Source organism: Bacillus sp. AFS059628 (genome assembly GCF_002571225.1).
In the GTDB taxonomy this organism is placed as follows: Bacteria; Bacillota; Bacilli; order Bacillales; family Bacillaceae_G; genus Bacillus_A.
Window position 1 is genome coordinate 15,139 of record NZ_NVEC01000096.1, and the last position, 20,671, is coordinate 35,809.

21 protein-coding genes are annotated in these 20,671 nt (G+C 37.2%); 5 read left to right on the plus strand and 16 right to left on the minus strand.

Translation table 11 applies throughout. The features are described 5' to 3' along the window. Positions 1-23 precede the first annotated feature (23 nt). The 5 genes from ackA to COL05_RS26800 all read right to left on the minus strand — a co-directional run bounded on the left by ackA (position 24) and on the right by COL05_RS26800 (position 4,382). Entirely contained in the window at positions 24-1,217 is a 1,194-nt protein-coding gene (ackA, locus tag COL05_RS26780) for an acetate kinase (RefSeq protein WP_098670792.1), read from the minus strand. A gap of 299 nt (positions 1,218-1,516) precedes the next feature. After that, positions 1,517-2,503: a class I SAM-dependent methyltransferase gene (locus tag COL05_RS26785; RefSeq protein WP_142337680.1), complete on the minus strand. Its 987-nt coding sequence runs from the start codon at positions 2,501-2,503 to the stop codon at positions 1,517-1,519. Between the two features lie 196 nt (positions 2,504-2,699). After that, a complete protein-coding gene (gene tpx, locus COL05_RS26790; RefSeq protein WP_000024525.1) occupies positions 2,700-3,200 on the minus strand; it encodes a thiol peroxidase in 501 nt (166 codons plus the stop codon). Positions 3,201-3,334: 134 nt separating this feature from the next. Then, positions 3,335-3,730, minus strand: coding sequence for a GerW family sporulation protein (gene ytfJ, locus COL05_RS26795; RefSeq protein ID WP_000350002.1), 396 nt, complete (start codon positions 3,728-3,730; stop codon positions 3,335-3,337). Positions 3,731-3,743: 13 nt separating this feature from the next. Further along, entirely contained in the window at positions 3,744-4,382 is a 639-nt protein-coding gene (locus COL05_RS26800; protein WP_098670794.1) for a DUF2953 domain-containing protein, read from the minus strand. 205 nt (positions 4,383-4,587) lie between these two features. On the opposite strand from COL05_RS26800, the gene COL05_RS26805 reads away from it, so the two are divergent. After that, entirely contained in the window at positions 4,588-5,391 is an 804-nt protein-coding gene (locus COL05_RS26805) for an NAD kinase (protein WP_098670795.1), read from the plus strand. Between the two features lie 117 nt (positions 5,392-5,508). On the opposite strand, the gene COL05_RS26810 is transcribed toward COL05_RS26805, so the two are convergent. From COL05_RS26810 to COL05_RS26845, 8 genes are all read right to left on the minus strand, one after another. Further along, complete coding sequence (locus tag COL05_RS26810) at positions 5,509-7,077, minus strand: amidohydrolase (protein WP_098670796.1); 1,569 nt, start codon at positions 7,075-7,077, stop codon at positions 5,509-5,511. Between the two features lie 69 nt (positions 7,078-7,146). Beyond that, positions 7,147-7,578 (minus strand): VOC family protein, encoded by a 432-nt coding sequence (locus COL05_RS26815; protein WP_098670797.1) that lies wholly within the window; start codon positions 7,576-7,578, stop codon positions 7,147-7,149. 91 nt (positions 7,579-7,669) lie between these two features. Further along, positions 7,670-9,256: an acyl-CoA synthetase MbcS gene (gene mbcS, locus COL05_RS26820; protein WP_098670798.1), complete on the minus strand. Its 1,587-nt coding sequence runs from the start codon at positions 9,254-9,256 to the stop codon at positions 7,670-7,672. Between the two features lie 175 nt (positions 9,257-9,431). Further along, positions 9,432-9,629 carry an alpha/beta-type small acid-soluble spore protein gene (locus tag COL05_RS26825; protein WP_000091640.1) on the minus strand — a complete coding sequence of 66 codons (198 nt, stop codon included), beginning with the start codon at positions 9,627-9,629 and terminating at the stop codon, positions 9,432-9,434. A gap of 80 nt (positions 9,630-9,709) precedes the next feature. Then, entirely contained in the window at positions 9,710-10,924 is a 1,215-nt protein-coding gene (thiI, locus tag COL05_RS26830; RefSeq protein ID WP_098670799.1) for a tRNA uracil 4-sulfurtransferase ThiI, read from the minus strand. A 6-nt stretch (positions 10,925-10,930) separates the two neighbouring features. Then, positions 10,931-12,073, minus strand: coding sequence for a cysteine desulfurase family protein (locus COL05_RS26835; RefSeq protein ID WP_000638965.1), 1,143 nt, complete (start codon positions 12,071-12,073; stop codon positions 10,931-10,933). Positions 12,074-12,241: 168 nt separating this feature from the next. Next, positions 12,242-13,954, minus strand: coding sequence for a septation ring formation regulator EzrA (ezrA, locus tag COL05_RS26840; RefSeq protein ID WP_098670800.1), 1,713 nt, complete (start codon positions 13,952-13,954; stop codon positions 12,242-12,244). A 207-nt stretch (positions 13,955-14,161) separates the two neighbouring features. Beyond that, positions 14,162-15,004 (minus strand): LysR family transcriptional regulator, encoded by an 843-nt coding sequence (locus COL05_RS26845; RefSeq protein ID WP_098670801.1) that lies wholly within the window; start codon positions 15,002-15,004, stop codon positions 14,162-14,164. A gap of 124 nt (positions 15,005-15,128) precedes the next feature. Between COL05_RS26845 and COL05_RS26850 the strand changes: the two genes are divergently transcribed. Next, positions 15,129-16,073, plus strand: a complete 945-nt coding sequence (locus COL05_RS26850) for a DMT family transporter (protein ID WP_098670802.1) — start codon at positions 15,129-15,131, stop codon at positions 16,071-16,073. 11 nt (positions 16,074-16,084) lie between these two features. On the opposite strand, the gene refZ is transcribed toward COL05_RS26850, so the two are convergent. After that, positions 16,085-16,723, minus strand: a complete 639-nt coding sequence (gene refZ / locus COL05_RS26855) for a forespore capture DNA-binding protein RefZ (RefSeq protein ID WP_098670803.1) — start codon at positions 16,721-16,723, stop codon at positions 16,085-16,087. Positions 16,724-16,870: 147 nt separating this feature from the next. Here refZ and COL05_RS26860 point away from each other — a divergent pair, with 147 nt between their 5' ends. Then, complete coding sequence (locus COL05_RS26860; RefSeq protein WP_098670804.1) at positions 16,871-17,350, plus strand: GAF domain-containing protein; 480 nt, start codon at positions 16,871-16,873, stop codon at positions 17,348-17,350. Between the two features lie 62 nt (positions 17,351-17,412). Here COL05_RS26860 and megL read toward each other — a convergent pair whose 3' ends face one another. Then, a complete protein-coding gene (gene megL / locus COL05_RS26865; protein ID WP_098670805.1) occupies positions 17,413-18,591 on the minus strand; it encodes a methionine gamma-lyase in 1,179 nt (392 codons plus the stop codon). A 399-nt stretch (positions 18,592-18,990) separates the two neighbouring features. Between megL and rpsD the strand changes: the two genes are divergently transcribed. Both rpsD and COL05_RS26880 read left to right on the plus strand, forming a co-directional pair. Continuing rightward, positions 18,991-19,593 (plus strand): 30S ribosomal protein S4, encoded by a 603-nt coding sequence (rpsD, locus tag COL05_RS26875; protein WP_000135312.1) that lies wholly within the window; start codon positions 18,991-18,993, stop codon positions 19,591-19,593. A gap of 244 nt (positions 19,594-19,837) precedes the next feature. After that, positions 19,838-20,269 carry a GNAT family N-acetyltransferase gene (locus COL05_RS26880; RefSeq protein WP_098670806.1) on the plus strand — a complete coding sequence of 144 codons (432 nt, stop codon included), beginning with the start codon at positions 19,838-19,840 and terminating at the stop codon, positions 20,267-20,269. Positions 20,270-20,411: 142 nt separating this feature from the next. On the opposite strand, the gene COL05_RS26885 is transcribed toward COL05_RS26880, so the two are convergent. After that, positions 20,412-20,591 carry a hypothetical protein gene (locus COL05_RS26885; RefSeq protein ID WP_098670807.1) on the minus strand — a complete coding sequence of 60 codons (180 nt, stop codon included), beginning with the start codon at positions 20,589-20,591 and terminating at the stop codon, positions 20,412-20,414. Positions 20,592-20,671 lie beyond the last annotated feature (80 nt).

Below are 20,671 nucleotides of genomic sequence, written 5' to 3' on the forward strand. Positions count from 1 at the left end.
GATCTCGTCTTGCTTTTCATATATTAACCAATGTTTCCAAGACGTAGTACGTCACGAGCAATCATAACTTCTTCGTCAGTTGGAATTACAATAATTTTTACTGGAGAGTGTGGGAAGTTGATGAATGCTTCCTCACCGAATACGTTATTGCGTTTTGCATCGAAGTATACGCCCATGTACTCAAGGCCTTCTAATACGCGCTCACGAATAATTGCACTGTTTTCACCTACACCAGCTGTGAAGATGATTGCGTCTACACCTTTCATACGAGCAGTGTAAGAACCGATGTATTTGTGGATACGGCTTACGAATACATCAAGTGCTACTTTCGCACGGTGATCGCCTTCTTCTTCTTTCGCAATGATGTCACGTAGGTCACTAGAGAAACCAGTAAGACCTAACATACCACTCTTCTTGTTTAATACGTTAACCACTTCTTCTACTGTTTGACCTGTTTTTTCCATGATGTATGGAATTAACGCAGGGTCAAGGTTACCAGAACGTGTACCCATTGTTACACCAGCAAGTGGAGTGAAGCCCATAGAAGTATCGATAGATTTACCGCCTTCTACTGCTGCGATACTTGCACCGTTACCTAAGTGACAAGAAAGTAAGCTTAAGCTTTCAAGTGGACGACCTAATAGTTCAGCCGCACGCTCAGTTACATATTTATGAGAAGTTCCGTGGAAACCGTATTTACGGATGCCGAACTTTTCATAGTACTCATATGGTAAGCTGTATAGGAATGCAGATTCCGGCATTGTTTGGTGGAATGCTGTATCGAATACTGCTACTGCTGGTACGTTTGGTAATACTTCTTGGAATGCTTTAATACCAACAACGTTTGCTGGGTTATGAAGTGGTGCTAAATCGCTTAATTCTTCGATATCAGCTAATACTTCATCAGTAATTAAAACAGAGTCAGCAAATTTTTCGCCGCCGTGAACAACACGGTGACCGATACCGCCAATCTCATCTAGAGATTTAACGATTCCGTTTTCAGTTAATTTTTTAAGAAGCATATTAACTGCTACTGCGTGATCTGGAATGTTTGTAACTTCTTTTTGTTTTTCGCCATCTACAGTAATAGTGAAGATACTATCTTCTAAACCGATACGTTCTACTAAACCTTTTGTTAATACTGTTTCACTTGGCATTTCAAATAATTGGAATTTTAAGGAAGAGCTTCCTGCGTTAATCGCGATGATTTTTGACATCTAGTCTTTCGCCCCTTTTTCTCTTGGTAGTTGTGTGGATGTTTCCACAAACCGCTCGATTTTATCTGATCAAATTCACTAAATATGAAAACGTTTCATTCTTAGCAAATTTTATACTCACGATTTTAATTTAAACATCGTACGACATATATTTCAAGTGAAAAAATTGTAACACCAAGAAAAAATATATATTACAGATTTCAAAAAAATTCAGTTTAATCTAGTATATATTTAAAAATATGACATATCATATAAAACTGTACTACATGAATCACTAACCCTGTTACATATACCTAACCTTATTTATGCGTTGCAAACCAAGTATTTAATTGGTCCATAATGTCTTCCATCGCCTTCATGTTAGAGAATTTAGGTAATTCCACTAATAACGCCTGTTTTGGCATCGTTACACTAGGGCCTTTCTTTTGGAGAACAAATATACTTTTTGCATTTTTCTCGTTTTTAAACATGGAAACAGGTAGCTGTAATAACCCCTGAATAAAGCATGTTTCTTTAATAAATGCATGTAATTTTGGTGCTTGATCACTTTCAAAAATGAAGTTCGGTACTAAGAAGAATAAGTACCCGCCTTCTTTCGTGTGTTTCACACTTTGTTCAATAAATAAGTGGTGGGCATATGACATTCCTTCATCTGCTTTTAACTTATATTCACTTGCACCGATTTCATTTGGATAATAACCAATCGGTAAATCTGAAACGACTGCATCAACCGGATCGATATAAAGTGGTGCTAGTCCATCTTGATGGAAGAATTCGATTGCATGCTTTTGTAAATTCGCATTTACTAAAGCAAGTTTAATTAACACTTCATCCACTTCTACACCAAATCCACTCACTGTAACGTTTTCTTGAGCGCTATTGAACACTGTCGTCATTAAATTACCCGTTCCAATTGCAGGATCTAACACAGTAATTTCATTTTGACCCTTCATAAATTTATGGAATAGGTAACTCATAAACATACCAACTGCATCAGGCGTCATTTCGTGATTCGCTTGTACGCCTTCTTTCATTCCTTTTAAGATGGCTAACTGAAATGCTTTACGAATTTCTTCACCTTTATATGTTTCTTCATTAAACGTACTATATTCACGATTCAGCCTTTCAATTGCTGATTCAGATAATTCCTCTTGTAAAATCGCTCCTTCAAACAAGTTATCACCTGTTTCTACAAGCGCCTCTAAATATGTTACATCTAATTCTTTACGTAAAACTACCGCAGAAGAATCAAAAATAGAAAATAATGTTTCTACTGTCTGACTCACGTACATTCCTCCTTCTCTCTTTTACACATAACTTATATCATACCATAATCTGATTTTTTCCCAAAAGAAAAAGCGACCCCTTTTAAGAGCTCCCTTTTTCGTGATGTATGATGTAACGTCTTCTCTCGTATATCGATTCCATATAGCAATATATGAGAGAAGACGACCTCTTACAAAGAGGTCATCTTCCTTCACATTATTTTGCCGATTTAGCTGCTTCTAATGCTGCTTCATAGTTTGGATGGCTTGTACCTTCGCTTACGTATTCTGCGTAAACTACTTTGTCATTGCTATCTACTACGAATACCGCACGAGCAAGTAAACGAAGCTCTTTCATTACTAAGCCGTAAGCTTCACCGAATGAAAGGTCGCGGTGGTCAGAAAGTGTAACAACATTTTCTAAACCGTTTGCTGCACACCAACGTTTTTGAGCGAATGGTAAGTCAGCGCTAATTGTTAATACTTTCGCGTTTTCAATACCTGCTGCATCTTGGTTAAAACGACGTGTTTGTGCATCACACACACCTGTGTCGATTGAAGGTACAACACTAATTAATTTTACTTCGCCTTTGTATGTCTCTAAACTTACTGGAGATAAGTCGTTTGCTAATACTTGGAAATTCGGCGCTTGATCGCCAACTTTAACTTCTGTTCCAACTAAAGTCATTGGATTACCTTTAAAAGTTACGTTTGCCACTTAAAAATCCTCCCTTATTTAAACAAAATATGTACAATGTAAATGATAGTTTGTCCCTATCGATAATGCAAATAAAATCGCTTTATTTACAAAAAAATTAAAGAAGCTAATCCATTGATCAGCTTCTTTATTCGTTAAATTTGAAATTCAGGATCGTCCTCTTTTCGTTTATCCATCATTTCTTTCACTTTATCAACAGCTTGTGGCGCTAATTCAATTATTTTATCGATGACGTGTGTTTGCTTATCTAAATGCAACACTTTTACACCTTCTCCATTTATTACAAGAAAAGCAACAGGATTAATAGAAACTCCTCCACCACTTCCCCCGCCAAATGGATGACGGCCTGAATGTTCTATTTTACCAAATTCACTTCCACCAGCCGCAAATCCGAAGCTCACTTTTGAAACTGTAAGAATTACACTTCCATCAGCAGCTTTAATTGGATCACCTACAATTGTATTTACATCAGTCATTTGTTTTAAATGCTGCATTGCGGTTGTCATTAAACCTTGAATTGGATGGTCCATTCTATATCCCCCCTTATGCTTGAACAGATTTTTCAGTCGTACCAGATCTTTGTTTTCTCATAAATACGAGTAATTTAATCCCTGTTCTTATGGCACGAAATATGCGAAAAGATGCCGTTAACTCACATCTTGATGCAAATCCTTTCCCTTGAAAAACAGGAGTAATTTCAAATTCTGGTACGTCTACAATATGCATATATTGTCCTACAACTCCAGCAGCCATTCCTTTTGTCCCCCATGCATATCCAGTGACAATTCCAGTGCTAGCTGCATCACCTGCTCCGATTTGTGTGTGCCATCTCCAACCATTGATTTTTACTCGTTTGAGAAAATCTTTAACAATAGTATGAACTTCTTGCAGTTTTTTTATCAGCTCCCCCATACTATCCAGTTGGGCTATAATTTTATTATCTAATCCGCCATCCTCTTCAGCTTTCTCAATCTTTTGCCCTGTCTTCTTCTGTTGCTTTTCAATTCTTTCCAATACATCAAATGTATAGCGAATCATCCATATTTTCACTTGAAACAAACATTGCTTTTCCATTTCTGAATATAAAAATGTCACTTTAAGCTTTATTTTCGACAATAGTATAAGCAAAATAAAAAGGAGAAGAATTATTATTCCAATTACGAACCACTTCATACGTATCATCCTTTCACTCCGTACCCATTATCGACAAGTTTATTCATAATTAAACAGAATCCCATAAGATTGAATATAAAAATTTTTCTAAAAATAAAAAGGTATTTTGACATTTTATATCGAAATATATTATTTGAACATATCGTCGGGGAACGTATTTGGATGATATGTAGTACGAAGAACAGAAAATTTAACTGCAGTGGAGGGATACATAATGGCAGATCGTCGCAATTTATTTTTCTTTTATGGTGATGACAAAGCAACGCTCGTTGAAAAAATGAAACCAATCTATCGTATTTTAGAAGAGAATGGATTTACCATATTAGATCATCCAAAAAATGCAAACGCTATCGTCAGTGTTGGAGATGATGCAACTTTCTTACAAGCCGTTCGTAAAACTGGTTTTAGAGAAGATTGCTTATACGCAGGGATTTCTACGAAAGATGAAACTTCTTTCTACTGCGATTTCCATATTGATCACGTTGATACAGCCCTTCAAGAAATTACAAAAAATGAAATTGAAGTGCGAAAATATCCAACAATTGAAGTAGATGTGGATGGTAGCACATCTTTCCATTGTTTAAATGAGTTCTCATTACGTTCTAGCATTATTAAGACGTTCGTTGTAGATGTTCACGTTGATGATTTATATTTCGAAACATTTAGAGGTGACGGTTTAGTTGTTTCTACCCCAACCGGAAGTACAGCTTATAATAAATCGTTACATGGTGCAGTTGTCGATCCACTTATTCCGTGCTTCCAAGTAAGCGAATTAGCATCATTAAATAACAACACATACCGTACACTTGGTTCACCGTTCATTTTAAATCACGAACGTACACTAACTTTAAAACTAAGACCAGACGGTAACGATTATCCTGTTATCGGTATGGATAATGAAGCGCTTAGCATTAAACAAGTAGAAAAAGCTGTTGTACGCTTAAGCGATAAACAAATTAAAACAGTTAAATTGAAAAACAATTCTTTCTGGGAAAAAGTGCAGAGAACGTTTTTATAACATGAAAAAAACGGCCGAATTATGACATTCCATAATTCGGCCGTTTTTTATTTCTCTCGCTATCAGTCACTATTCTTGTCGATAAGTCGATATATTTTAATAATCGCTGATATATTTTTACGCATCTTTCCTATAGACAATCTGACCATCAATTACAGTCATTGCTACTTGTACTTCTCTTATTTCTTCCGCCTCTATCTCAAAAATATTGCGGTCTACTATCGTAAAATCTGCCTCATATTCTTTTGTGATTTTTCCTCGCTTCGCTTCTTTTCCGATTGCATAGGCACTTCCTGTCGTAAATAACGAGACAGCCTCATATACCGTTAATCTTTCCTCTGGCATATAGCATACACCGTCAATAAAACTTCTACGTGTAACAGCGCTATATATGCCTAAAAACGGATTCACTTGTTCAATGGGTGCGTCAGACCCACCGTTGCAGTGTAATCCTGCTTCTAGTAACGTCTTCCACGCGTATGCATAACGAAGACGATGCTCGCCTAGTTTTTCAATGACTGACGGGAAGTCCGATGACAGAAAGACGGGCTGAATATCGATAATAGCCGGCAAGTGTTTCATTCTCTCAATCAACTCTTCACGAGCTAGCTGACAATGAATAATGCGGTCGCGTAATCCTTCTGCTGGTGGATATAATTCAAGCGCATCAATGACATATTCAAGAGATAAATCACCGATTGTATGAATCGCAACTGGCATATGTAAGTCTCGTGCTTTCTTCACTAACTCCGCAAGCTCTTTGCGCGAGAAGATTGCAACTCCATTTGTTTCCTGCGCATCTTCATACGGTTCACTTAATAAAGCTGTTCTTCCGCCAAAAGAACCGTCAGAAAAAATTTTCATCGCACCAAATTCAATATAGTGTTCATTTTCATATTCTTTTCGTTCATGTGCTACTTCATGGTGAACGAGTAAATGTGCTTTAAATGGCATATCCTTTATGACATGAGAAAACGCATTGTGCGTTTTTCTAAAGCCCCCGTAATAATTTAAATCTTCCGTATGCCCACCAACGAGGCCATATTGCCAACAGTCTTTAATCGCTGTTTGCAAAGCCCTTTGTAAATAAGCTTCATCAATTTCAGGTTGTACATGTTTAATTAATTCTTGCCCTTGTTCATATAAAAGTCCCGTTAACATATTTGATGAATCACGACCGATTTTCCCGCCTTTCGGGTCTTGCGTCATTTCTGTTATGTTTGCTTCTTGCAGTATGTATGAATTCACCCATGTAACGTGACGACAAACTCGCTTTAATAAAATTGGATGTTCTTTAGAGATTTCATCTAAATCACGTACATGAACTTGCTTTGTATCTGTAAAATTATTTTCATTCCAGCCTTCTCCAATAATCCAAGAACCTTTTGGTGCTTCTTCTACTCGTTTCCGCACGAGAGTCAGTACTTCACTGTAAGATATACAATTTGATAAATCTAGACGAAGTAACCTCTCTCCATGCCCAATAAGATGCATATGACTATCAACGAGACCTGGAATCATTGTTTTCCCTTCTAAGTCGTACAACTTCACTTCTGAATATCGACTTTCTAGCTCTTCCTTATTCCCAGTATCAACAATCATACCGTTTTCAACATAAATTGCTTCTACTTTTTCATTCTCTTCTCGCATCGTGTAAATGGTGCCGTCATACCAAATTTCTCCCATATATCCCATCTCCTTTGTATTATTGTATAAAAAAAAGCACCATTTCAAAACATGGTGCTTTTCTAAACATTACTTTTGTTCAGTAGTAGACGTTGTAACTTGCCATTCAATATTAAATTTATCTTTTACTTGTCCGTATGCTGGGCTCCAGAATGTTTCTTGAAGTGGCATAATAACCTCTCCACCTTCTTGTAACTTATCGAATACTTCTTTCGCTTTTTCTGCATTATTAATTTGAATTGCGATTGTTACTTGAGATCCGATTGCATGCCCTTGACCTGGGAATGTATCAGAAATCATAAGGTCCGTATTACCAACTTTTAAAGTAGCATGTAAAACGCGCTCTTTCGCTTCAGCTGGAATCGGGTATTCTGGATTTTCAGGCATATCACCGAAGGTTTGCATGACTTCTACTTTTGCATCTAACGCCTCTTTATAAAATTGTACAGCTTCTTGCCCACTACCATCTAAAACTAAATACGGATTAATACCTAAAATCATACGGACACCTCTTTTTTTAATTTATAAACGCGAACTTATGTTCGTTTTTATAATATCATATAGTTTACAGTTCATTCAACTATTTTCTAAATTATTTTGACGGAATCTCCATCTCTTGTTTTCTAAGTTCAATACGGCGAATTTTTCCAGAAATCGTTTTTGGTAGTTCATCTACAAATTCAATTTTGCGAGGGTATTTATATGGTGCAGTAAGTTCTTTGACGTGTTGTTGGAGTATTGGGATTAATGTTTCTTCGTTCTTTTCTATATTCTCTCTTAATACAATAAATGCCTTCACGACACTTCCACGAATTTCATCAGGGCTGGCGACAACTGCGCACTCTCTTACGTAAGGATGTTTTACAAGCGCGTCTTCTACTTCAAACGGCCCGATTGTATAACCAGAGCTAATAATAATATCATCACCGCGCCCTTCAAACCAGAAATAGCCGTCTTCATCTTTCTTCGCTTTATCGCCAGTAATATAATAATCACTGCGGAATTGCATCGCTGTGCGCTCATCGTCTTTATAATATTGTTTAAAGAGGGCTGGCGTTTCAATGTGAACTGCGATATCACCAACTTCTCCCACTGCAACTGGAATACCTTCTTCATTTACGATATCAACGTGGTTGCCTGGCGTTGGTTTTCCCATTGATCCTGGTCTAATATCCATCCCTTTCATTACACCAACAAGCAATGTATTTTCCGTTTGCCCATAGCCGTCTCTGACTGTAATATGAAAGTGCTTTTGGAACGTTTCAATGACTTCTCTATTTAACGGCTCACCTGCTGATACAGCGCTATGTAACGCTTCTAAATTGTACTGGCTTAAATTCTCTACCTTTGCCATTAATCTATACTCAGTCGGCGTACAACAAAGCACATTCACCTTATTATCGTCTAATAAATTTAAATATGTTTTCGGTTCAAATTTACCGTTGTATACAAATCCTGTTGCTCCTGATCCGAGAGTTGCTAAAAACGGGCTCCAAATCCACTTTTGCCAGCCTGGACTAGCCGTCGCCCACACAACATCATTCTCTTCTATTCCGAGCCAATTTGGAGCGCTCGTACGTAAATGAGCGTATGCCCACGCATGAGTATGAACAACACCCTTTGGGTTTCCTGTCGTCCCTGACGTGTAAGATAAAAAGACCATATCTTCTTTATCTGTCTTCGCCATTTCCAACATATCACTTTCTGTTTCTAACGCTGTTTTTAAATTATTCCATCCATCTACTGACTGCTCGCTCAGAACGAATTTTTGAAGAGACTCCATCGCTTCTATATCATCAAATTGTCCAATGTACGGTTCATAACTTACAATCGCTTTTACTTCCCCATGTCCAATGCGGTATTCGATATCTTTTTTGCGTAACATTTCCGAACTCGGAATTACGACAAATCCTGCTTTAATCGCAGCGATATACGTCATGTACGCTTCAATTAAGCGCGGCATCATAATGAGGAGCTTGTCCCCTTTTTGCAGACCACTCTTTATAAAAGCGTTTCCAATTTTATTCGCACCTTGCATAAGCTCAGCGTATGTAACTTCTCGTCTATTCCCTTTATCATCTTGCCAAATTAAAGCAAGCTTATCTTTATCCCCTATATATTTCTCTATTTCAGAAACTAAATTATAAGACGGTGGCGCCAACAATTCCTCTCTTTTCATAAACATCCTCCTTTTTCTTTATGCCTCCCTTATATAATAAAGAATTTTCTGTCTATTTTGAACCCTCTTCTTTTGACAAATTTTTTATGTCTATGTCGAAAGGAATATATACCGATGCAAACAACAAAAAGAAAGAGCGGGAGAACCCGCTCTTTCTAAGCCATCTTATATGGGATTATTTTTGGTAACCGCCTAATTGTTGCTCAGCTAGTGAAACTAAACGTTTAGTGATTTCACCACCAACAGAACCGTTAGCGCGAGCTGTTGCATCTGCTCCAAGTTGAACACCAAACTCTTGAGCGATTTCGTATTTCATTTGGTCTAATGCTGATTCAGCACCAGGAACCGCTAATTTATTTGTGCTACGTGACATGTTATATCACCTCCTTGTGAGTATAGAGTGTGATAAATAACATGACTTCATACACGATTTAGATATGGTAATTTATGGTTTCAGAAAAGTTCTTCGAATTTTTCTTCTTCCGCCACTACTTCTACCGTTTGTAATACCATTGTTTCTTTGTTCGCTACAGCTTCATCGATTAATGGTGTAAAATCATATTTCGCTTCAAAACGATTCGCTTTTTCACGCTTCGGCTTCGTCGCTGGGCTTGCTGGTGTGAATACTGTACAGCAATCTTCGTACGGACGAATTGAAATATCATATGTGCCAATTTCTTCAGCAATTTTAATAATTTCTAATTTATCCATCGTAATAAGCGGACGAATAACTGGATAATTTGTTACTTCGTTAATTGTATGCATACTATCTAACGTTTGGCTTGCTACTTGTCCAAGACTCTCACCAGTCGTAATTGCAAGTGCATTACGCTCCTCTGCAATACGCTCTGTAATACGCATCATCATACGGCGCATAACTGTCATTGAATAGCTAGATGGAATTTCTTTATTGATCGTTTTTTGCACTTCTGTAAATGGAACAAGGTGAAGTGTTACACGTTTACAGTATTTCGTTAGCTCTTGTGCTAAATCGATTACTTTTTGTTTCGCGCGATCGCTTGTGAAAGGTGGGCTATGGAAGTGAACTGCTTCCACTGATACGCCGCGTTTCATCGTTAAGTACGCTGCTACTGGGCTATCGATACCACCAGAAAGAAGTACCATTACTTTTCCGCCAACGCCAACTGGTAAACCGCCAGCTCCCATACGCTCGTCGCACATAATGTAGCTGTAACCACTGCGAATTTCTACACGTACATTTACATCTGGATTATGAACATCTACTGTAATATCTTCAGTATTTTCTAGAATGTGTCCACCAATCTCAGGTAATAATTCCATCGTTCTCATTGGGAAATGCTTATAAGAACGGTGTACAGTAATTTTAAATGTTTTTACATCACCTTTTACTTGTAAGAAAGCTGCTAATGCACCTTTTTTAATATCTTCTAATTCTGATGGTACTTTCATCGCTAAGTTAAACTTATGAATACCAAATACATCTTCCAGTCTTTCAGATACCGCTTCATGGTCTTCACCATTTAATTGGATGTACATACGGTCATGTGTTGCATCGATTTTAATATTTGGGAATTTTTTCAGTTTGAACTTCACATTATCTTTTAATGTGCTTACAAATTTAGAACGGTTCTTACCTTTAGTTGTCATCTCTCCATAACGAACTAAAATATATTCATATGTCATCATATTCCTTTACCTCATCACTTCATATAATTTTGGCATTGTTTCTTTCACAATACCTTCAAATTGTTTTACTTCTTCCATCGTGTTTTCTGGTGCCAAACTAATGCGAATAGCACTTGCAGCAGCCGCATGCGGTACTCCCATTGACACTAACACTCTGCTCACTTCATTTGCTTTTGAAGAACAAGCAGACTTCGTTGATACATATACACCGTGTTCTTCTAAAGCATGAACGACCACTTCTGGTTTTAAACCTACAAATGATACATTTAAAATGTGCGGTGCTGCGTATGCAAGCGACGTATTAATCGTTACATCTTCCATCTCTTTAAAGAAACGAACAAGCTCTGCTTGTAAACTTTGCAAATGAGCTACCTTTTCTTTCACTTGTTCCATCGTCATGCGAAGTGCTTTCACCATCGCTACAATACCAGGTAAGTTTTCTGTACCAGAGCGATACTTCAGCTCTTGTTGACCACCTGATAAAATTGGATCTAACCTTACACCATCACGTACATAAAGAAGACCCGTTCCTTTTACACTGTGGAATTTATGTCCAGATATTGAGCAAAGATCAATATGAGAAGCATATAAATTAAGCGGTACTTTTCCTATCCCTTGCACATGGTCCACATGGAATCTTATTTTCGGATAATTCGATAATAATGTTCCAATTTCGGCAACAGGCTGAATTGCTCCAGTCTCGTTGTTTACGTGAATAATTGACACAAGAATCGTATCTTCACGAAGTGCTCGTTTTACATCCTCTACCGATACAACACCATGCTCATTAACCGGTAAATATGTTACATCAAAACCGAGATCTTCTAATTGTTTATATGCTTCAAACACAGACGCGTGTTCAATATTTGTTGTAATGATATGTTTACCGCGCGAACGATTCCTCATCGCTATCCCTTTAATCGCAAGGTTATTCCCTTCCGTTCCACCTGATGTGAAAATAATCTCAGAAGGTTTAACGTGAAGAAGCTGCGCTGCAATCGTTCTTGATTGTGTTAATAGACGCTCTGCCTCTCCTCCAAGCGAATGAATAGAAGAAGGATTCCCAAAATATTTCCCTGCAACCGTTACGTACGATTGAAGAGCTTCTGGATATGGCTTTGTCGTCGCACTATTATCAAAATAGATCATCGTTCTTCCCCTTTCAGCGCTGTCACATCATATAATCATATCACAAATACGTGTCATTACGCTAAGACTACTAAAAGGTTCCGTTATATTTTAAAACGAATAACCTTACTGTATTCCGCTATTCATTATAGCAACATCGCCTGCAAAATTACACAAAAAAACAAACCCTTATGAAAGGGTTTGTTCATTGTCTACATATTCAGCTATTTTTTGAACAACGCCAGGCTCAAGTTGCTCTAGTACAGAAGCCGCTTGCTCTAAAGCAGCATCGTATTGATATTCACGGAATAATTTCTCCGCGTAATTTAAGCTCTCTGCAAGGTTTTCATCATGACTGCGGTAACGATTACCATATTGAATTAATTTTTCAACTAAATACGCTTGTCCAATTAACTCTTCTGTCATTTCAGCTACACCATTAACAGTTTTGTACGCTTCTTCTAAACTGCTATTTACAGCATTCATATTTAACGGCTTCACTTCTAATTGCTCATATACAGCTTGCATTGCCATTTGTCCTCTTTTTAAATCTTCCATAATACTCTCTGGAAGACCTGGCAAATTCGACTTTTGCATAAAGCGTTTCGTTTCGAAAATAGTATTTCGCATTTCTTGTAACTTCTCACGCGCTTCAAATTCTTCTTTACGCATCGTTTGCAGCATTTCTTTATATTCTGCATGAAGTACTTTTAATGTTTCACATTGCTCATAAATCTCTTCTAGTTCCTCACGAATGATAGAGAAGGCAATATCTTGTTCAGCAACGCGTAATTGCAACATTTCAAAACGTTTCATTAAAATGTGCATTTGCTTTTCAATTACTTTTTGAGACTCAATGTCCTTATCTTGTAACTGGTAACTTTGTTTCACAAGCTGTGTTTCTGCTTTTGTTTCAATCGTTTCAGTGCGAATTTCTTCTAAATCTTCATAAACAGAAAGTGTTTTTTGCTCCACATAATGTCTCGCATGTACTTCTTGTTCTAGTTGATCATAGAAGCCATCTAAAATCGTTTTTAAGCTTTCTACTTTTTCAGCCGCTTCCGTTATGTGAAGCTCCTGTATATCCATTAAACATATTTGTAGTTGTTTCTTCATATCGCGAACTTCTTTAGGGATTTCCAAATACTCTAATACATAACCTTGTCTTACCATATCATTATGTCCGTGTAATAAATCTTCCAGCTGAACTGGTAACGTCGCTTGACACTCTACCAATAAATCTGGAATTTGGTGAATAATGATTTCTAAATCTGCTAAACCTTCTTCCAAACTAATAACAATTTCTCTCGCTTTTAAATAGTCACCATTATTTGTTGCTTCTTCAAAGCTTTTGAATTTCTCAGACTCAGCGTCTAGCATCTCTTCAATTTTCTGCTCCGCTGCTCCATACATATGTCTATGAGCAAGAACACTCTTCTTCATACTACGATATGTATCACGTAACCCTTCAATTTCTGAGCTATTTTTTTCATGGCTTTCTAACAATTGCTGTAATTCATTTAAAATGTCTGTAATACGATTATCAGCGTCATCTAAACCACTTATGGTTTCATTCATCGCATGCTTTGCTTTTCGGAAGGAGAATTGCGAGGCGAATTTTCGCGCTTGCGCTAAATCTTTGTCAGCTTTCGGAAGGGTTGTTGATACAATCTCATCCCATTCTTCACGCCATTTACCAAACAGTTCTTCTGTTTGACCCGTCATATTTAGATCTTTTACCCGCTTTAGTTCATCTGCCACAGGTTTATCTTTTATCTCTTGTTTCCACTGCTCAAGTGCTTCAATATCTTTATATGAACGATTTCTTATCACAAGCTCTATCATGAGCAGCACTAGAATAGAGCTTACTACAATGATAACGATCGTCAGGATAGAATCCATGCAAAAAAGCCTCCTAGTTATATCTCTTTTTTTGTCCGTTCCGTTTATGAAATGGAAGGCATTATGTATAAAAAGGGAATCCCCCTATATTTAACAACTAACAATGTACTAATCATACCATGTAATGGTTTGTTTTTGACCTAGTTTTTTTTAAAATTTCATGTTTCTTTCAATGCAATTGTAATCTTTCTCAATATTCCGTTTGGATTACCTCTCATCATCAAATGAATGCACTAAATGGCCTTCTTCCATATGAGATGCGAAATAAATTTTGCGCACAAGTGGCGGCTCAACAGAAATCGCATGCACATTTCCTTGGCTTACCGCTTGCTCTACTGACATTTCTGGAAGTAACGTGATACCAAGTCCAGCACCGACCATCGCAAGCATCGGTTCTGCATAAGAAGTTTCAAATGCAATGACTGGTTTCGCACCTATCCCTTGAAACATATTCGTAATCATTTTTCTTACATCACAAATTTCTGGATATACGATTAACTTTTCATTTTGCAAATCTTCCATTCGGATTACTGTTTTCTCTTTATAAAGATGATCATTTGAAACGACACAAACAATTTTTTCTTCTCGTATTTCTTTTATACACGCAGCGCCTTCTACTACCGAATCGATGAACATTGCTTCAATCTTTCGATCTTTAAAGAGTCCCATTAATACTTTCGTATGCTCAATTTTCCATTCTACTTCGAATCCTTCACCTAACACATCATTACATTTCGATATATAATGTGCTGCTAAACTCGGCAATATGCCTATAGAAATTTTCCGCTTTTCTTGAAAATTTTTCATTTCTTCTTTCACTTCATATATGTGTTCTAAAATCGGTAACATTCTTTTTATAAATAACTCCCCAGCCTCCGTTAACTCCACTCCTTGCGCGGAACGCTTCAGTAAAGTAACCTCTAAATCCGCTTCTAATCTTTGAATTTGCTTACTAAGCGCCGGTTGAGAAATATGTAAAAGCCTACTCGCCTTGGATAAGCTTCGCGTATTCTTTACTTCAATAAACGATCGTACTGCCTCTAAATCCATCGTACACACCTCTAACAAAAAGTTATAACTGTCATAAAAAATCGATATTTCCTTCTATAAACAATTACTCTTTATACTTATTTCATCAACTTACTATAACGAAGTGTAAAGGGGAAAGATACTCTTGGATAAAAAACAAATGCTACTTGGCTCCCTCCTATGCCTACTTGCCGTCACTTCTTGGGGGTTCATGTTTCCTGTCATGGCAAATGCCCTGCAGTTTATCGATCCGTTCTTTTTCACAACTATCCGATACGGATCAGCAGCTATTATTTTTCTTATTTTGCTACTCATCACTGAAGGGAAAACTTCACTCCGCTTAGAGAAAAGAACACTTTCTTTATTCTTTTACGGAACTGTCGGTTTCGCTGGATATGGTTTTCTCATTTTTTACGGTCAACAACTTGCCGGACCTGCTGGAGCCATCCATGCCGCGATGATTCAATCTCTTATGCCACTCATCGCTTTATTATTGCAGTGGATAACGAAAAACAAACGCCCACAAAACTATACATTCCTTTGTATGTTCGTTGCACTGCTCGGTGTTATGCTTGTTATTTCAAAGGGAAATATTCACTTATTATTTGGAGCTGCCAGTCACCTCACAACAAATATACTTATGCTATGCGGCGTGACTTGCTGGGTCATTTACACGAACGGCGGTGCTCGTTTTCACTCTTGGTCACCACTTAGATACACGACGTTAACTTGTTTATTCGGCTCGATTTCACTCATCGTTCTCGTCACTTTCTTCACTTACACAAAAGTCATTACTGTACCGTCACTACGTACAATTATGAACGTTCGTTTTGAACTCTTGTATATGTCGATTATTGCAGGTGTTATCGCTGTATTTTGCTGGAACACAGGAAATCGCTACATTTCATCTATTAACGGCATATTATTTATGAATCTAGTTCCTGTACTTGCACTTATCGGTTCCATCTTTCGAGGTTATACAGTCGACAAAGTTGAAATTACCGGAGCCTCATTAACAATTATCGCACTATTATGCAACAATGTATGGCAAAGAAAAGAAAGCACAGAAATCCCCACCTCAGTTCGTTAGGTGGGGATTTCTCACATATGAACAGCTCTTGGCCATTCTTGGTACATATTCGTTATACATAATGTTTGTTCCATCCATTGTTCAATTTCCTTCGTGTACATTTCTATGAAAAATGTCTCAGACGGAAAAGAATGCAGCACTTCTGATATATATTGTGGATATAAAAACGGCATATTCATCATGCCTTTTAATTGTGTCATAAACATTGTAAAAGATACCTTCTTAAACTCTCGTTTCATTTGTCCTTGCTTTATGATTTGTTCTATATAATATCTTTCTTTAGAAAAATAAACAGTCATCACTTCGCGAATTAATGTCGTATCAAGCGACAGCTCTCGATAAAAGAAACGTGTCAGTTCCCTATTTTCAAATTGATATCGTAAAATCCCGCGCACCATTTGCACCATCACATCTTTAGCCGACAAATATTCTCTCTGTTCAAAGGACGTTTCAATCACATGAATATACCCTTCTAAAAAATTAGTAATAAGCTGCTCTAATAGGCCTTGCTTTCCAGCAAAATAATATGAAATATTCGCTACATTCACATCCGCTCGCTTTGCAATGTCTCGCACCGACGTTCCATCATAACCTTTCGTATTAAACAACGATATTGCCGCATCAATTACTTTTTGTTTCGTCTGTTTCATGCGCTCACTTCCTCTCACTGAACAGCTATAGTTTAAATTTCTTGACTTTTAAGACAAATTCCTTTAATTTTCTATCGACAAAGTCATGTGAAATACATCGTATTTTGCTAATATTTTACACATCTCGATAAAAAAGGAGCTGTTTCCATGTTTACTAAGGAAAGTTATGCAGGATCTCGCGTGCAGCAATATGAGACAGTAATTAAACAACTGGATGCATTATTAACTGGCGAATTAAACGTAGTCGCAAACTTATCAAATGCGTCCGCATTATTAAACCAATTTTTAGATCGTGTGAATTGGGTTGGCTTTTACGTAACAGAAGGAAATCAGCTTGTTCTTGGACCATTCCAAGGAATGCCTGCTTGCGTACGCATTCCATTTGGACGAGGCGTTTGCGGCGTTGCAGCTGAAACGAAAACAACACAGCTTGTAGCAGACGTTCATCAATTCCCAGGACATATCGCTTGCGACAGCGCTTCAAATTCAGAAATCGTCGTACCAATCGTGAAAGAAGGAACTGTCATTGGTGTACTTGATATTGATAGTCCCGAAAAAAATCGCTTCGATGAAGTAGATCAGCGCTATTTAGAAAAGTTTGTGGAAACACTCCTAAAACATATGTAGAAGAAAAAGAGCCAGTTATCAATTGCGTACATCACGTACGAAACCGATAGCTAGCTCTTTTTTTATTGATTACTAACAGTAGATATTTTCTTTAACGCTTGTTCTAAATCAGAAACGATATCCTCCCACGATTCTAAACCGACTGATAAACGTATTAAATTATCATAAATACCCATTTCTTGTCTTAACTCAGCTGGAATCGCAGCATGCGTCATCGTTGCCGGATGCTGAATTAACGTTTCTGTATCTCCTAAACTTACCGCAATTGTAATAAAGTGAAGGTCATTAATAAACGCTTGCGTCTCTTCTTTCCCGCCTTTAATTGAGAAAGAAATTACGCCGCCGCCCCGTTTCATTTGGCGAGATGCTAACTCCCCTTCTGGATACCAAACACCTTCTACCGCATCATGATTTTTTAGGAACGATACAATTTTTTCTGCATTATCACAATGACGGTCCATCCTTACCGCTAGCGTCTTTAATCCGCGTAACAATAACCATGCATCAAACGGCGCCATAATACCCCCGATATCTTTTCGCATCGGGCGAATTTTTTCAGCCAATGCTTTCGTTTTACAAATCGTTACACCCGCCACAACATCGCCGTGACCGCCAATATATTTCGTCGCGCTATGCACAACTGCGTCACAACCAAGCTCAAGTGGTCTTTGTAAATAAGGTGAACAAAACGTATTATCAATAATGACAAGTAAACCATTTCGCTTCGCAACCCGAATGACTTGTTTTAAATCAATTAATTTCATCGTTGGATTAATCGGTGTTTCAACGAAAATAAGCTTTGTGTTTGGGCGAATCTTATTTTCAATATCAGCCTCTGTCTCCATATCACAAAACGAATGCGTAATCATAAATTTCTCTTCTAACACTTCTAAAAATCCGTACGTGCACCCATATAATCCATTTGAACAAATAATATGATCTCCAGCTTTTAGAAAGCCAATTAACGTTGCAGAAATAGCTGCCATACCGGATCCGAAAGCAAGTGCTTCTTCTCCTCCTTCTAACACCGCCATACGTTCTTCAAATAACTTTACAGTTGGATTTCCAAGTCTTGAGTAAATATAAGATGGATCCACTCCCGCAAAACTCGCCTCTCCTTGCTGCGCAGTCTCAAATGTAAATGTAGATGTTTGAAATAAAGGTGGTGTTAAACTTCCTTTATGTTCCTCTGATGTATACCCGTGATGAATTAACGCTGTCTCCATATGCTTCTTTTTCATAAAAACATCCCCTTTTATGTTTTTACTGCCGCATATTCATCAACAAAAAATTAATGAACATTTTTTACTACATTTTATGTAAGCGTTTTATTTGTGTTTCTATCACTTCTTTTATATCGTTTTAAATTCCTTCTTGTTCATTTCCAAAATTTATATGCATAAAACAAAAACGTACTCGCTTGACGAAACTCTGGGTAAAAGATATAATAGCGTTTGTGTAAAATAAAAAGGCAGCCTTGTAATGTGAGTTTATCGTTTGTATTTTGTTCCTCTACGGAGGTGTATCTCGTAACTCCCTGCTGCTGGAGCGAAGGTACATGAAAACAAAATGCCCGTAAATATCGATTACGTCTGTTTTTATTTTACGTAAATAAAAACATTTTAAAGGAGGAGTCAATTATGGCTCGTTATACAGGTCCAGCTTGGAAACTGTCTCGTCGTCTTGGAATCTCTCTAAGCGGCACAGGAAAAGAATTAGAAAAACGCCCTTACGCACCAGGTCCTCACGGTCCTAACCAACGTAAGAAACTTTCAGAATACGGTTTACAATTACAAGAGAAACAAAAACTTCGTCACATGTACGGCATGACTGAGCGTCAATTCCGTCGCACATTTGACCAAGCAGGTAAAATGCCTGGTAAGCACGGCGAAAACTTCATGATCCTTCTTGAAGCTCGTCTTGACAACTTAGTTTACCGTATGGGCTTAGCTCGCACTCGTCGTGCAGCTCGCCAATTAGTAAACCACGGTCACATCATGGTTGATGGCGCTCGCGTAGATATCCCATCTTACCGTGTAAAACCTGGTCAAACTATCAGCGTTCGCGAAAAATCTAACAACCTTGTTGTTGTTAAAGAAGCGATCGAAGTTAACAACTTCGTACCAGAATACTTAACTTTCGATGCTGACAAATTAGAAGCTACTTACACTCGTCACGCTGAGCGTTCTGAGTTACCAGCTGAAATCAACGAAGCATTAATCGTAGAGTTCTACTCTCGTTAATTCAATCGCTTTGTAGATACTAGTATTAAAAACCCTAGAAACGTTATTATAACGCCTTTTCTAGGGTTTTTTACTGTTCTTATGGTTTGTAAAATAACTTAAATAAAATTAATTAGTTGGGGGAGGTTTTTGGGGGGACTTTTGAAATAAAAAAAGCGTGAGCAAATGCTAATTTCCCCACACACTCTTACAATTTCAGATATAATGATATTTATTCTAATCAAATTAAAAGGAGTTAATTGTTTTGAAAGAAAAATTCACCAAGATCCCTCTTCATGTACAAGACTTTCAAAAATTAAAAATGTTATTAGACGAATTGGTACAAGATGAAATAATGTTCATGGAAGGGGTTTCTAAGTATGCTTTAAATATTTCTTCTAAAGAACATAAGGTCACCATTAACCTTAGAAGTGAATTTTCCACCAATTCATACTTGGCGATCACCGCTATAAGTATTACCCCAAGCAATCAAGGTAAGGGGAGTATTATTATTGAATGGTTTAAGACATTCGCTAAAGAACAAGGCTTTGAACGATTAGTATTACAGCAAGTCGTAACTAAAGAAGGTTACCACTTTGCATTAAAAAATGGATTTTCAAAACATGTTAGTCTGTACGAAGAAATGTTTGGAAAACCAAACACTATTAACGGAGATTATGAACTACATTTAACGTAAAAAATAGGATAAAAAATGAACGAATATTTTCGTAATCGTTCATTTTTTTTACTTGGCTAATTATCTAATATTCTCGGTTCTTTCCACGTTCAATCCCATATACATCTAATACATAATAAAGAGCACACTTGGTCGAATGTGACTACATTAATTCTTCAATTAATTTATTTTCTTCTTCAATATATTTATCAATTAACCCCCATATAGAGCGCTGATTTCTGTAAGATATATTTTGATAATATGTTTTTTCTGCTTCATTTGACGTTTCTAAAAAAGAAGCACACCAGGTAATATATTCATTACAATTTTCCCTTTCATTCATGATTTTTTGCCTTTTTTCTTTTTATTTCCTTTGTAAGTTAGTATGGTTCGTAATTTACCATCTTTCAGAACAACTTTTCT

Coding starts and splice junctions, on each gene's coding strand:
- ackA (WP_098670792.1), bottom strand. CDS start 1,217: ATGTCAAAAATCATCGCGATTAACGCAGGAAGCTCTTCCTTAAAATTC.
- ytfJ (WP_000350002.1), bottom strand. CDS start 3,730: ATGGACCATCCAATTCAAGGTTTAATGACAACCGCAATGCAGCATTTA.
- COL05_RS26800 (WP_098670794.1), bottom strand. CDS start 4,382: ATGATACGTATGAAGTGGTTCGTAATTGGAATAATAATTCTTCTCCTT.
- COL05_RS26805 (WP_098670795.1), top strand. CDS start 4,588: ATGGCAGATCGTCGCAATTTATTTTTCTTTTATGGTGATGACAAAGCA.
- COL05_RS26810 (WP_098670796.1), bottom strand. CDS start 7,077: ATGGGAGAAATTTGGTATGACGGCACCATTTACACGATGCGAGAAGAG.
- COL05_RS26815 (WP_098670797.1), bottom strand. CDS start 7,578: ATGATTTTAGGTATTAATCCGTATTTAGTTTTAGATGGTAGTGGGCAA.
- mbcS (WP_098670798.1), bottom strand. CDS start 9,256: ATGAAAAGAGAGGAATTGTTGGCGCCACCGTCTTATAATTTAGTTTCT.
- COL05_RS26825 (WP_000091640.1), bottom strand. CDS start 9,629: ATGTCACGTAGCACAAATAAATTAGCGGTTCCTGGTGCTGAATCAGCA.
- thiI (WP_098670799.1), bottom strand. CDS start 10,924: ATGATGACATATGAATATATTTTAGTTCGTTATGGAGAGATGACAACT.
- COL05_RS26835 (WP_000638965.1), bottom strand. CDS start 12,073: ATGATCTATTTTGATAATAGTGCGACGACAAAGCCATATCCAGAAGCT.
- ezrA (WP_098670800.1), bottom strand. CDS start 13,954: ATGGATTCTATCCTGACGATCGTTATCATTGTAGTAAGCTCTATTCTA.
- COL05_RS26845 (WP_098670801.1), bottom strand. CDS start 15,004: ATGGATTTAGAGGCAGTACGATCGTTTATTGAAGTAAAGAATACGCGA.
- refZ (WP_098670803.1), bottom strand. CDS start 16,723: ATGAAACAGACGAAACAAAAAGTAATTGATGCGGCAATATCGTTGTTT.
- COL05_RS26860 (WP_098670804.1), top strand. CDS start 16,871: ATGTTTACTAAGGAAAGTTATGCAGGATCTCGCGTGCAGCAATATGAG.
- megL (WP_098670805.1), bottom strand. CDS start 18,591: ATGAAAAAGAAGCATATGGAGACAGCGTTAATTCATCACGGGTATACA.
- rpsD (WP_000135312.1), top strand. CDS start 18,991: ATGGCTCGTTATACAGGTCCAGCTTGGAAACTGTCTCGTCGTCTTGGA.
- COL05_RS26885 (WP_098670807.1), bottom strand. CDS start 20,591: ATGAATGAAAGGGAAAATTGTAATGAATATATTACCTGGTGTGCTTCT.